Annotated in this window: 11 protein-coding genes; 4 read left to right on the top strand and 7 right to left on the bottom strand. The window is 37.8% G+C overall.

The window, feature by feature from the left end:
* Positions 1-29: 29 nt before the first annotated feature.
* Positions 30-1,196, bottom strand: coding sequence for a methionine adenosyltransferase (gene metK, locus HMPREF0013_RS08055; RefSeq protein ID WP_005069601.1), 1,167 nt, complete (start codon positions 1,194-1,196; stop codon positions 30-32).
* A 536-nt stretch (positions 1,197-1,732) separates the two neighbouring features.
* Between metK and tkt the strand changes: the two genes are divergently transcribed.
* The gene (tkt, locus tag HMPREF0013_RS08050; protein ID WP_002121390.1) at positions 1,733-3,721 is read left to right on the top strand and encodes a transketolase; all 1,989 of its coding nucleotides are present in this window, start codon (positions 1,733-1,735) and stop codon (positions 3,719-3,721) included.
* A gap of 55 nt (positions 3,722-3,776) precedes the next feature.
* On the opposite strand, the gene HMPREF0013_RS08045 is transcribed toward tkt, so the two are convergent.
* A complete protein-coding gene (locus HMPREF0013_RS08045; RefSeq protein ID WP_002121367.1) occupies positions 3,777-4,184 on the bottom strand; it encodes an OsmC family protein in 408 nt (135 codons plus the stop codon).
* 213 nt (positions 4,185-4,397) lie between these two features.
* Here HMPREF0013_RS08045 and HMPREF0013_RS08040 point away from each other — a divergent pair, with 213 nt between their 5' ends.
* Entirely contained in the window at positions 4,398-4,988 is a 591-nt protein-coding gene (locus tag HMPREF0013_RS08040) for a YceI family protein (protein ID WP_002121395.1), read from the top strand.
* Between the two features lie 45 nt (positions 4,989-5,033).
* Here the strand turns inward: HMPREF0013_RS08040 and HMPREF0013_RS08035 are convergent, their stop codons facing one another.
* Positions 5,034-5,624: a lecithin retinol acyltransferase family protein gene (locus HMPREF0013_RS08035; protein WP_002121452.1), complete on the bottom strand. Its 591-nt coding sequence runs from the start codon at positions 5,622-5,624 to the stop codon at positions 5,034-5,036.
* 193 nt (positions 5,625-5,817) lie between these two features.
* Between HMPREF0013_RS08035 and HMPREF0013_RS08030 the strand changes: the two genes are divergently transcribed.
* A complete protein-coding gene (locus HMPREF0013_RS08030) occupies positions 5,818-6,564 on the top strand; it encodes a phosphodiester glycosidase family protein (RefSeq protein ID WP_002121469.1) in 747 nt (248 codons plus the stop codon).
* 35 nt (positions 6,565-6,599) lie between these two features.
* Here the strand turns inward: HMPREF0013_RS08030 and HMPREF0013_RS08025 are convergent, their stop codons facing one another.
* The 4 genes from HMPREF0013_RS08025 to putA all read right to left on the bottom strand — a co-directional run bounded on the left by HMPREF0013_RS08025 (position 6,600) and on the right by putA (position 12,604).
* Positions 6,600-6,830, bottom strand: coding sequence for a hypothetical protein (locus HMPREF0013_RS08025; protein ID WP_000011679.1), 231 nt, complete (start codon positions 6,828-6,830; stop codon positions 6,600-6,602).
* A 248-nt stretch (positions 6,831-7,078) separates the two neighbouring features.
* A complete protein-coding gene (trmA, locus tag HMPREF0013_RS08020) occupies positions 7,079-8,164 on the bottom strand; it encodes a tRNA (uridine(54)-C5)-methyltransferase TrmA (protein WP_002121354.1) in 1,086 nt (361 codons plus the stop codon).
* Between the two features lie 108 nt (positions 8,165-8,272).
* Entirely contained in the window at positions 8,273-8,746 is a 474-nt protein-coding gene (locus tag HMPREF0013_RS08015) for a GrpB family protein (RefSeq protein ID WP_005076305.1), read from the bottom strand.
* A gap of 105 nt (positions 8,747-8,851) precedes the next feature.
* Entirely contained in the window at positions 8,852-12,604 is a 3,753-nt protein-coding gene (gene putA / locus HMPREF0013_RS08010) for a trifunctional transcriptional regulator/proline dehydrogenase/L-glutamate gamma-semialdehyde dehydrogenase (protein WP_002121411.1), read from the bottom strand.
* A gap of 124 nt (positions 12,605-12,728) precedes the next feature.
* Between putA and HMPREF0013_RS08005 the strand changes: the two genes are divergently transcribed.
* A complete protein-coding gene (locus HMPREF0013_RS08005) occupies positions 12,729-13,217 on the top strand; it encodes an Lrp/AsnC ligand binding domain-containing protein (RefSeq protein WP_002121376.1) in 489 nt (162 codons plus the stop codon).
* Positions 13,218-13,220: the final 3 nt, after the last annotated feature.

Below are 13,220 nucleotides of genomic sequence, written 5' to 3'. Positions count from 1 at the left end.
TACGAGTGGCGCTTTTTTATGATTTTATTTTAGAGGCCAGCAGCATCTTTAAGGGCATCAACTTTATCAGTTTTTTCCCAAGTAAATGCAGAGTCAGAACCTTCGCGACCAAAGTGACCATAAGCCGCAGTTTGTTTGTACATTGGTTGAAGAAGATCCAACATACGAGTAATACCAAACGGTCTTAAATCGAAATGATCACGTACAAGTTGAATAATCAACTCATCAGAAACTTTTGCTGTACCAAAGGTATTAATTGAAATCGAAGTAGGTTCTGCTACACCAATTGCGTAACTCACTTGAATTTCACATTTGTCAGCAAGACCAGCAGCTACAATATTTTTTGCAACATAACGACCAGCATAAGCAGCAGAACGGTCAACTTTAGATGGATCTTTACCAGAGAAAGCACCACCGCCGTGACGAGCCATACCGCCGTATGTATCAACAATAATTTTACGACCTGTTAAACCACAGTCACCTACAGGGCCGCCAATAACGAACATACCTGTTGGGTTAATATGGAACTTAGTAGCTGCATGGAACATTTCAGCAGGGATGATCGGTTTGATAATTTCTTCAATAACTGCTTCTTTAAGCTGGCTTTGAGAAATTTCAGGATCGTGCTGAGTAGATAAAACAACAGCATCTAGACGTACAGGCTTGCCATTTTCATAGGCAAAAGTAACTTGGCTTTTTGCATCTGGGCGTAACCATGGCAGGGCACCAGAACGGCGAAGTTCAGCTTGACGCTCCATTAAGCGGTGAGCATAAGAAATCGGCGCAGGCATAAGCACGTCTGTTTCACGGCTTGCATAACCGAACATTAGGCCTTGGTCACCAGCACCTTGATCTTCTGGTTTTTGACGGTCTACGCCTTGAGCAATTTCAGGTGATTGTTTACCAATCATATTGATTACAGCACACGTTGATCCATCAAAGCCAAGATCAGAGTGGTGATAACCAATACCGTTAACAGTATTACGAACAACAGCTTCAACATCAATATTAGCAGTCGTTGTTACTTCACCAGCAAGTACAACAGCGCCTGTTTTTACCAGTGTTTCACAAGCAACACGTGCGTATGGGTCTTCTTTTAAGATTGCATCCAAAATAGCGTCGCTAATTTGGTCGGCCATTTTATCGGGATGACCTTCGCTTACAGATTCCGAGGTAAAAACAGCGTACTCGCGCATGAAAGTCCTATCTTGGTTATTTCAAAAGACATAATATGTTACATCGACTTGAGCTTGAGGACCAGTTCATACTGACTAAAAAGCATGAATTTATTTCATTTATAGTGTGTTTTAATTGATAAGTGTATTAGCAAAATTGATATAGAAAGCTTTAATTTAAAGTATTTATATTTTAACAACTTGTTGCTAGTGTGTTTTTTAAACATATAACTTAATAAAAATCTTAAATATTAGAATTTGAATTTTAAAGTAAAGAAACATGATCAACACATACAAGATTGGCTAACTATTTTATCTATATATCAAAAGCTAACCAGATAAATGCTTTTATATTTAGTCGTTGTGCAGAAAAATGAACACTGTTTTGTATAACTTAAAGATTCAAATGTTTTTTGTGTAACCAAGAAACGGTTAAAAATAAAGAAATATACCGTGTTGGGGTTTACCCTAAGCCTTTTTTTTAAGACAATATAGCGGCATTGAATGGTTATTCATCTTCTTCTTTTCATCAATCTATTAAAATTGGATTCTGATCTATGACGACCCCTTTAAACGAACGTCGTATTGCAAATGCAATTCGTGTATTGGCAATGGATGCTGTGCAACAAGCAAACTCAGGGCATCCAGGTGCTCCAATGGGGATGGCAGATATTGCTGACGTCGTCTGGCGTGAGTTTTTAAATCACAACCCAACAAATCCACAATGGGTAAACCGTGACCGTTTCGTTTTATCAAATGGCCATGGCTCAATGTTGCAATACGCTTTGCTTCATTTAACAGGTTATGATCTTTCAATTGAAGATTTAAAACAGTTCCGTCAATTGCATTCTAGAACTCCTGGTCATCCTGAATATGGCTATGCACCGGGTGTAGAGACGACAACTGGTCCTTTAGGTCAAGGTATTGCTAATGCTGTTGGTTTTGCTTTAGCAGAAAAAACATTGGCTGCTCAATTTAATAAAGATGATTTAAAAGTTGTTGACCATTTCACTTACTGTTTCTTAGGTGATGGCTGCTTAATGGAAGGTATTTCTCACGAAGTATGTTCTTTAGCTGGCACATTACAACTTGGTAAATTGATTGCTTATTATGATGATAATGGCATTTCAATTGATGGTGAAGTAGAAGGCTGGTTCAGCGACGATACAGAAGAGCGTTTCAAAGCCTATGGTTGGCAAGTTCTTCGTGTAGATGGTCATGATGCCGATGCGATTCGTCAAGCGACAATTGAAGCAAAAGCTGAAACTCAAAAACCAACAATCATTATGTGTAAAACGATTATTGGTTTAGGTTCACCAAATAAGCAGGGTAAAGAAGACTGTCATGGTGCGCCATTAGGTAAAGATGAGATTACTTTAACTCGTGAAGCATTAGGTTGGAACGAAGAAGCATTTGTTATACCTGCTGACGTATATGCTGCATGGGATGCAAAAGCAAAAGGTAGTGAATCTGAAGCAGCTTGGAATGCGGTATTTGCACAATATCAAGCAAAATATCCAACTGAAGCGGCTGAGTTACTTCGTCGTATCAGTGGTGACTTACCAGCAGAATTTGCAGCGCAAGCAGATGCTTTCATTCGTGAAACAAATGCGAAAGGCGAGACAATTGCAACTCGTAAAGCAAGCCAAAATACATTACAAGCATTTGGTCCTTTATTACCTGAATTGTTAGGTGGTTCTGCTGATTTAGCAGGTTCTAACTTAACACTTTGGAAAGGTTGCCAAGGTGTTCAAGAAAACCCAGCTGGTAACTATGTCTACTATGGCGTACGTGAATTTGGTATGACTGCGATCGCTAATGGCGTTGCATTGCATGGTGGTTTCGTTCCTTACGTTGCAACATTCTTAATGTTTATGGAATATGCACGTAATGCAGTACGTATGTCTGCATTAATGAAACAACGTGTAATTCATGTTTATACACATGACTCAATTGGTCTGGGTGAAGATGGTCCAACTCACCAACCGATTGAACAAATTGCTTCATTACGTGGTACACCTAACTTAAATACATGGCGCCCTGCGGATACTGTAGAAACTGCAATTGCTTGGAAATCTGCTCTAGAACGCAAAGATGGTCCTACAGCACTTATTTTCTCTCGTCAAAACTTACCATTCCAAACACGTTCTGAAGAGCAAATTCAAAACGCTGCAAAAGGTGGTTATGTACTTGCTCAAGAAAAAGGCGAATTAAAAGCGATTATTATTGCAACAGGTTCTGAAATTTCTTTAGCAATGGAAGCTTATGCACAACTTGAAGGTGTGCGTGTAGTTTCTATGCCATGTGCAGAAGAGTTTATGAAGCAAGATGCGGCATACCGTGAAGCAGTATTACCAGCTCATATCCGTGCGCGTGTTGCTGTTGAAGCAGCTCATGTTGACTACTGGTGGAAGTTTGTTGGTCTTGATGGCAAAGTAATTGGTATGACAACTTATGGTGAGTCTGCACCAGCAAAAGATTTGTTCCAATTCTTTGGTATTACGACTGAAGCTGTTGTTGCAGCTGTAAAAGAATTAACTGCTTAAATATTAAAGTAGTGTAAAAAAGCGCTCTAGATAGAGCGCTTTTTTATTTGAGAAGTTAAATAGTGAGTTCTGTTTGGATATTAATTTGAGAAGTTAATAACTTATGAATAGGGCAATTCTCTGCAACTTTTAGTAATCGCTTATGCTGGTCTTCAGTAAATTCACCTTTGAGTGTAATTTTTCGTTCAATATTATTTTGGCCTTTTTCAGGTTCGCCATTAGGGTTTAATGCTAAATCCACTTGAACATGCTCAAGCTTAATACCTTTAAGATTCGCATACATTTCTAAAGTAATGGTGGTACAAGCTCCTAAAGCGGATAATAAAAGCTGAACCGGGTTCGGAGCTGTATCTTGTCCACCTTTATCAGTTGGTTCATCTGCAAACCATTGATGACCTGAAGGATCGGTAAGAGTTACTCGATATGGGGTAGAAGTACTTTGTGCTTGGGCTGTATTAACCATGTTTTACCTTGTTATTCATCAATAAAATCGTAATAAAAATTAATAAATCTGAAGCTTCGAATAGAAGAATATCTAAACTTTATAATATTGTTTTTGAATAACAACTGTAACGCTTTTATTGTTGCATGGATGAAACATATCGTTTTATAAAGAATGGTGAATTAAATTACTTGATGTATACACTAACGACTATATCAATAAAGGATACGAAAAATGCATCTTAAAACATTAAGCTTCGGTTTGGCAGTAGCATTGGCTAGTTCAGTTACTTTAGCTGCACCAGTAGACTACAAAATTGACCCAACACATACAGCTACTGTTTTCTCATGGAATCACTTTGGTTTCTCTACTCCAAGCGCTAACTTCTCGGATATCCAAGGTGTAATTAAAGTTGATAATGCTAAACCAGCAAACTCATCTGTAAATGTGACTATTCCTTTAAGCAGTGTAAATACAAACGTACCTGCTTTAGATAAAGAGTTCCAAGAAGAAGCTTGGTTTAATGCTGCTAAATATCCAAATATTACGTTTAAAAGTACTAAAGTTGAAACCAAAGACAAAAAGCACTTTAAAATTACTGGTGACTTAACTGTTAAAGGCGTAACTAAGCCAGTTGTACTTGACGCTGTTTTAAACAAGCAAGGCGAGCATCCAATGGCTAAAGTTCCAGCAATTGGTTTTAATGCGACAACTTCATTCAAGCGTTCTGACTTTGGTTTAGGAAGTTATGTGCCTAATGTTGGCGATAAGATCACTGTAAACATTACCACTGAAGCAACTGCTGCTAATGCAGCTAAAAAATAAGCTATAAGTTTTCTAAAAAGCCCTCAAATATGAGGGCTTTTTTATTTAGATTGGCTCTTTTTTATCTGGATCTATAAATACTAAAGGCGCTGAAGGATCGATATTTCTTTTCTGAGATTTTTCTCTTAAGAACTGGTAAGTAGGAACTTTTCTTTTTGCTTGATCACGTAGTTTCTTTTTAATATACAGAACCAGAGCAAAACATGTAGTTGCAACGGTCAACATCATACCATTCATATAACTCATGATTGAGCTTACATAGCCAATAGTCGTTAAACGATGCATCATACGTTCAACTTGAGTGCTACTTTCAATACCCGTAATTGCCCAACTGCATAGATGTTCACAGTTATTAATAATCAAATGATAGTGATTTTCATGCATACGTGAACGCATTCGGCGAACAACAATCTTTCCTTTATAACGAGGTTTGTCATAAGAACGGACGTGTATTTTTTTGCCATGCGAGAAAGCATCTATTGAAGTGATTTCAATCGGGCGTTTTTTGATGAAATGAGCTAAGCCGGAATAATGGATAACTCGACCTCTCCCTGCATATATACCATGATGGCTATAGCCGAGATGCTTTACGATGAGGTGAGCCCCTAAAGGGTAGCGTTTATTCAGTTGTTGCATGCTTACGCTGATCCAATAAAGTGTAAATGGCTTTTATTGAAAAGCTGCTAAACATTATAACCAATATCAGCAATTTGCAGTGTATTGATTACGTCGAATGAAGGAATTTGATGCATATCCAATCTATTTATATTTCTTGTATATAATTTAAGAACTTAATATGAAGGAAAAATGTCATGTCAGGTGTTATTCAATGAAATGGGTAGTTGGGTGCTTCGCTTTGTATGGGCTTTTGTTTCAGGCCGCATATGCTATAGCGCATCAGCAGATTAAAACGGTGGAAGGTGACCAATACGATGTGATCTCGATCAGCGAATTTAAAGCATTACGCTTGTTTTTAAAGAATCCTAATAATCAGCAATACTATAAAAGCTTTAACAATATTGAGGAACAATTAAAGCAGTGTGAGCAGCTTAGCTTTGCAATGAATGCGGGGATGTTTCATTTAGGATTTTCTCCAGTAGGGTTGTATATTGAACGAGCTAAGGTAGTTCAGCCCTTAAATGAGCATAAAGGATTGGGAAATTTCTTTTTACAGCCGAATGGGGTAGTAGCTTGGAATAAAAAACAGGCCTTTGTTTTAACTACGCCACAATATAGCCTACAAAATTTGAAAGTTGATTATGCAACCCAATCTGGGCCAATGTTAGTTATTGATGGAAAGATAAATTCCCTTTTTTTACCAGACTCTCAATCAAAGAAAATTCGTAATGGAGTTGGTATTCGAGATAATAAACTCTACTTTGTAATATCTAAGAATCGTGTGAGTTTTTACAATTTTGCCAAGTTTTTTCAAAGAAATCTTAAAGTAGAGCAGGCTTTATATCTCGATGGTTCTATTTCTAGTTTATATATGCAAAAGAACAATCGGAACGATCAGCAATTTCAAATGGGACCAATGGTCGGTTGGGTAGATGAGTCCAATTGTGCAGTAAAGTGAAATATAAAAAAGCCAGTACAAGACTGGCTTTTTAATTAATGAATAGACGGTTTTTGAGTGAGTTCATTTAACTCTTTTCGGCTATAACCACGGGAAATAAGAACTTTTTTAATTCCCTTAATGACATCTTCATCTGTTGCTTGTGCAAGTGCACTTAGAAGTTGTTCATTAGTTTTACATGAGCAGTCATTTTCAACACAAGCAGTTTGGTTTTTATGCTCGTTATGCTGTTGATCTGCCAAGAACAGCTTTTGCCAAAAACTCATAGAGCCTTCATATACAACCTAACATAGCTCGAAATATAGCCAATTTAAAATAAAATACAAGACTCTATAAGTGATAAATCCACCACTTGAACTCGAGAATTTTCGATGGGAATGCTTGAGTTAAACGAAATTATGACGAATAGATGACTTGATATTTTTTGAAAATTTAAATACTTAACTAATAAAACGTTAAAAAATAAGGAGGTATGTAGCCTCCTTATTTAAAACTTTACAATGAAAGATTTTGTTTAAATCTTCTCAAGTAAAACACCAGATTCTACATGATGTGTATAAGGGAACTGATCAAATAAGGCGAATTTAGTCAATCGATGAGTTTGACTGAGCGTTTTTAAATTTTCATATAGCGTGTCAGGGTTACATGAAATGTAGATAATATGTTCAAAACCTTGTAGAAGTTTTAAAGTCTCATCATCAATTCCTGCACGCGGTGGATCTACAAATACGGTGTCAAAGTCATAGCTTTGAATATCAATATTCGCTTCTTGTAGACGGCGGAATTCGCGCTCACCTTGATAAGCTTGAGTAAATTCTTCAGCCGAGAGACGTGCTACTTGAATATTATCGATTTGGTTTTGTTCAATGTTCCATTGAGCAGCATAAACAGATGATTTTGCAAGTTCAGTCGCGAGTACTCGTTCGAACTTTAAAGAGAGTGGAAGCGTAAAATTACCATTACCACAATAGAGTTCTAATAAGTGTTTCTTTGATCCTTCAGCTGCATCGCATGCCCATTGCAGCATTTTTTTGCAAACTTGTGCATTAGGTTGGGTAAAGCTACTTTCGATTTGTTTATATTTAAATGAACGATTTAAAAGTTCGAATTCTTCAACGACGAAATCATCGCCAATAACAATTTTCTGGCCACGACTACGGCCCATAATCTTAATATCTAATTTATAGGCAAGCGCTTTAGCGGCTTGTTCCCATTCTTGATCCAGTTTACGATGATAAATTAGGGTAACCAACATTTCTCCGCTAAGTGTTGCGAGGAAGTCAGCTTCAAATAAACGGTTAGAGAGCTTAGGCTCAGCCTTAAGTTCTTCCAAGAGTTTTGGCATTAAATCATTGATGCTTTGATCTGCAATTGGAAACTCATCAATGCGTACAACGGTTTTTTGCTTGTCGTCATCGTTACGCTCAAACATGGCATAGAACATATCATTTTCTGTATGCCAGATACGAAATTCAGCACGCATACGGAAATGTTGTTCAGGTGATTCAAACACTTCTAATGTAGGTGGTGTAAATTCAGAAAATTGAGTAGTAATGCGTTCAATTTTAGCTTGAAGTTGTTGACGATAAGAAGAGGTCATAGACAAAGAAAATTTAGACAGAATCAAATATTGAATGGTATCAAAAAAATTGAACTTACAGGAGCCAATTTTAACCAGATATTCATAAGAGAAAAGGAGGTACCTAAACTAGAGATGATTTAAAACGCGATTAATAAAGTCTGATTTTATTGTTCTATATTGATCGGGGTCTAAATGGCTACACTGTAATTTTAATTGATTATATTCATTGACCAATGTGGGTGAGCTTATAAGCTTATTTTTAAATGTTAAGAAAAATGTAAATACTGAATCCGTGACTACAATTTGAAAAGCTACATCATCATTGTTGAGTGATTCGAGCATACAAAGCTCATGTGTTCTTAATGTGTTTTGTTTTTCGATAAAGTTAAGTGTTTTTAATTGTTCTATTGCGAATTCAAATTGCTCAGGTATAACTTCAATATAAATATCTAAATCACCTTTTGAAATTGCATTCGGTATAGCGGAAGAACCAATATGCTCAATTTTGGCAAATGGTAGAAGGGCGCAAATAGCTTTGTGATATGAATTAAAAAGTTGAGCGCATCTTTGTTGATATTTTTCTGGTTCTAAAAAGACCATTATTCGAATCTCGAATTGATAAAGTTTATATATTTAAGAATAGATTACTCGATTAAATAAAAAAGCCCAAATACTGAGATTTGGGCTTTTTTTGAAACTTAGGTATTAATCAGTCATTGTCATTAAGCTTGCGTTACCACCAGCTGCAGCTGTATTCACACTAATTGCACGTTCAATCACTAAACGCTCAAGTGGAATAGCCTCATTTGGTTCAACATGGGTAATACCGACAATTGCACCAGAGCGAGTAGCAATCTCTTGCTGTAATGAGAAGATCTCTTCGCGATTACCATGATGTAAAACTGCATCAAAATCATCTGATGCGATATTTTTAACTGTAGTAATTGCAGCAAGCACATCTTTTGGCAATGTTTGTTTGTATTTTGCCAATAACGGACTATTTGGCATTACGGCCGCTTGGCTACCCACTGCAAAAATTGCGAGTAACTGATGCAACTGATTTTGTTCTGTATCAGCGATAGAAAGAACACGATGACGTGGCAAAATAATATATTGGTTACTTTCCCCAGTAGGGCCTTGTAACTCATAAAATTTACCAACACCAAATGGTTCAATTTCGCGATTTGCTTGTGGTAAATGTTGTTTTGCCCAATTTTGTAAGCTCTGATAAACCTCACGGTTAAAGCCTTCAAAAGCAGTTTGCTCAGTCTTCATAGCAAATGGTGTTGCCAATACTTTGTTTGAACACTGCTGCATCAAGCGATACATGTAAAGCGGACCACCAGCTTTCGGGCCTGTACCAGATAAACCTTCACCACCGAATGGTTGTACACCAACGACAGCACCAACAATATTACGGTTGATATAAAGGTTACCAACTTCAGCATGTTGAATGACCGTTTGAATGGTTTCATCAATACGGGTATGTAGACCCATTGTTAAACCATAACCTTTGGCATTAATACGTGAGATCAACTGCTCAAGCTCGCCATACTTATAGGTAATGATGTGTAGAACTGGACCAAAAACTTCGCGTTGCAAGTCATCAAGGTTAGGGAGTTCAATTGCTGTTGGTACAACAAAGGTTCCTTTATCTAGTTCATTCTGACTTGTTGCCCCGAACATCAACTGATGTACTGGATAGCCTTTCGACTTCATTTTCTGTATGTGTTGATCAATCGTTCGTTTTGCTTCTTCATCAATCACAGGACCAATGTCAGTTTTTAAAATTGCAGGGTTACCTACAATTAACTGTTGCATTGCACCTTTAAGCATTTTAATTACGGTTGCAGCGCTGTCTTCTTGCACACATAAAATACGTAAAGCAGAGCAACGTTGACCCGCGCTATCAAAAGCGGAACTTACAACATCGAGTACGACTTGTTCAGTTAATGCTGATGAATCCACAATCATTGCATTTTGACCGCCAGTCTCTGCAATGAGAGGAATCGATTGACCATTTTCAGATAAACGTTTCGCAACGGTTTTCTGTAAAATTTTTGCAACTTCAGTTGAACCAGTAAACATGATGCCATCGATACGGCTATCTTGGCTAAGCTGAGCACCTACTGTTTCACCGCGGCCAGGAAGTAGCTGTACAGCACCATGTGGAATACCAGCTTCCCATAAAATCTGAACGGCTTGAGCAGCGATTAATGGGGTTTGTTCAGCAGGTTTAGCAATAACGCAGTTACCACTGACTAATGCTGCAGCAATTTGACCAGAGAAAATTGCAAGAGGGAAGTTCCACGGGCTAATACAAAGTACAGTACCTAAAGGCTGAATAGCTGTATTTGCAGGAAGATTCTCAACTTGAGTTGCGTAGTAACGTAGGAAATCTACAGCTTCACGAACTTCTGCAATGGCATTGGCATAAGTTTTCCCGCTTTCACGGCAAAGTAAAACCATCAATTCTTGAATGCGACTTTCCATTAGGTCAGCTGCACATTTTAAGTATTGAGCACGCTGTTCTTTAGGCGTATTTGACCATTCTGATTGAGCTTGTTCAGCTGCATTAAGCGCAATTTCAACATGCTTAAGATCAGCTTCTTGCACATAACCAACAATTTCATCATTTTGTGCTGGGTTTGTAATTGCAACAGAATGACCTTGCTCTAACGACTCGTTATTTGCCAATAATGGATGACTTTGCCAAATACGATTACGTAATTCTTGAGCTGTGCTATCTAAAGCTGCAAGTGGGGTGTCATTTGCTAAGTCATAACCTTTAGAGTTTTTACGAAGTGTTCCGTACATATCTAAAGGTAGAGGAATAGATGGGTGTTTTAAACCAACTGAACCTTCAAGCTTAGCTGCATGACGAATATCATAAATTGGAGACTGGATAAGATCTTCAACTTTAAGTGTTTTATCGGCAATACGGTTAACGAATGAAGTATTCGCGCCATTTTCGAGTAAACGACGAACTAAATAAGCTAACAAAGTTTCATGGTTACCAACAGGAGCATAAATACGGCATGGTACGCCTAATTTATTTTGCTCACGTGGACCAACAACTTGTTCATAAAGCGGTTCGCCCATGCCATGTAAGCATTGGAATTCATATTGACCAGCATAATATTTGCTTGGATCCGCTAAATGATAGATCGTTGCCAATGTTTGAGCATTATGAGTTGCAAATTGCGGATAGATGAACTCAGGTGCTGCAAGTAGTTTTTTAGCACACGCGATATAAGATAAATCCGTATGTACTTTACGGGTAAAGACAGGGTAGTCATCCATACCTTCGATTTGCGCTTTCTTAATTTCGCTATCCCAATATGCACCTTTCACAAGGCGAATCATGAGACGCTTTTGGCTGCGTTTAGCAAGGTCAATAATATAATCAACCACGAAGAAACAGCGTTTTTGGTAAGCTTGAATAACGAAGCCAATACCTTTCCAGTTTGCAAGTTCTGGCTCGAAGCAAAGACGTTCTAGTAACTCAAGAGAAATTTCTAAACGTTCTGATTCTTCGGCATCGATATTTAAGCCAATATTGTACTTTTTAGCCAAACGAGCGAGTTCAAATACTTTGCCGTAAAGTTCTTGATGAACACGTTCAATTTGCGCGCGTTGATAGCGAGGGTGTAAAGCAGAAAGCTTAATTGAAATACCCGGACCATCATAAACGCCTTTACCATTAGATGCTTTACCAATTGCATGAATGGCTTGTGTGTAATCGTTAAAGTAGCGTTCAGCATCATGTTCGGTTAAGGCTGCTTCACCTAACATATCGTAAGAATAGCGGAAACCTTTGTCTTCGAGTACTTTCGCATGATCTACAGCTTCTTCAATGGTTTCACCAGTTACAAACTGTTCACCCATCATACGCATTGCAACGTCAACAGCTTTACGAATGATGCCACGTCCACTGCGTGCTAAAAGGCCAGTAAGTACACTTGAAAGACTGGTTTGCTTAGGAGTTTCCATGAGCTTACCAGTTAACATGAGGCCCCATGCTGCAGCATTTACAAACATTAAGCTGCTTTGGCCAACATGTTCTTTCCAGTTACCTTGATTGATTTTATCTCGAATAAGCAAATCACGTGTTGCTGAGTCTGGAATACGAAGCAAAGCTTCGGCAAGACACATAAGCGCCACGCCTTCTTGTGAAGAAAGAGAGAATTCTTGTAATAACCCTTGAACAATACCTGCTTTGCCCGAAGAGGTCTTACGTTCACGTAAATTATTGGCAAGATTAAAAGCAAGGTCATAAATTTTATGATCTAAATCATCAGATACCGCGGCAGCTTGTAATAGCTCTTCTACAGCTTCTGGTTCAGCACGTCGCCAAGCTGTATTGATGCGTTGTTCAAACTCACTTTTATCGTTAAATTCGGTGATATAGCCTTGGTGAGATTTATCCATTTGATGAAAAGTATCCATTGTGTTCATATCAGTTTCCGTCAACCAGCTCTCGTAAACTCATCTTGAGTAGAGAGGTTTAGATAATTTATCATTACAGAAGAAACACCGAATAACTCACTATATTTAGCCCATTTTTTAGAGGAAAATTCAGATGAATGGCCCAATATTAAGCCTTGACCGTACTGATTTAAAAATTTTGGATATTCTTCAAACAGATGGGCGAATTTCTAATAGTAAATTAGCCGAACTTGTTAACTTGTCGCCAACTGCTGTTATGGCTCGAGTGCAGAAGTTGACAAAGGATGATTTCATTTTGGGATATGAAGCGAAATTGAATCCAATCAAGTTAAATGCAAATTTTTTGGTGTTCGTAGAGGTGCTATTAGATAAAACAACACCCAATGTTTTAGATGAGTTTATTGATGCTGTGGTTCACTATCCAGAAATTGTTGAATGTCATATGGTGAGCGGTGGCTTTGATTTTTTAATTAAATTACGAAGTGGCAGTATGGAAGAATTTAGACGGATTGCGGGACAGGTGCTGTGGCAATTGCCGGGGGTAAAAGAGACTCGTAGTTATCCAGTCATGCAAGTTGTAAAAGATACTTCAAAAATTAAAATCAAAATTAAAAATAAATAAAGG

This window comes from Acinetobacter sp. SH024 (genome assembly GCF_000163635.1).
GTDB classification, from domain to species: domain Bacteria; phylum Pseudomonadota; class Gammaproteobacteria; order Pseudomonadales; family Moraxellaceae; genus Acinetobacter; species Acinetobacter pittii.
The sequence above is the reverse complement of the archived record's forward strand: the minus strand, read 5'-3'. Positions and strand labels throughout refer to the sequence as shown.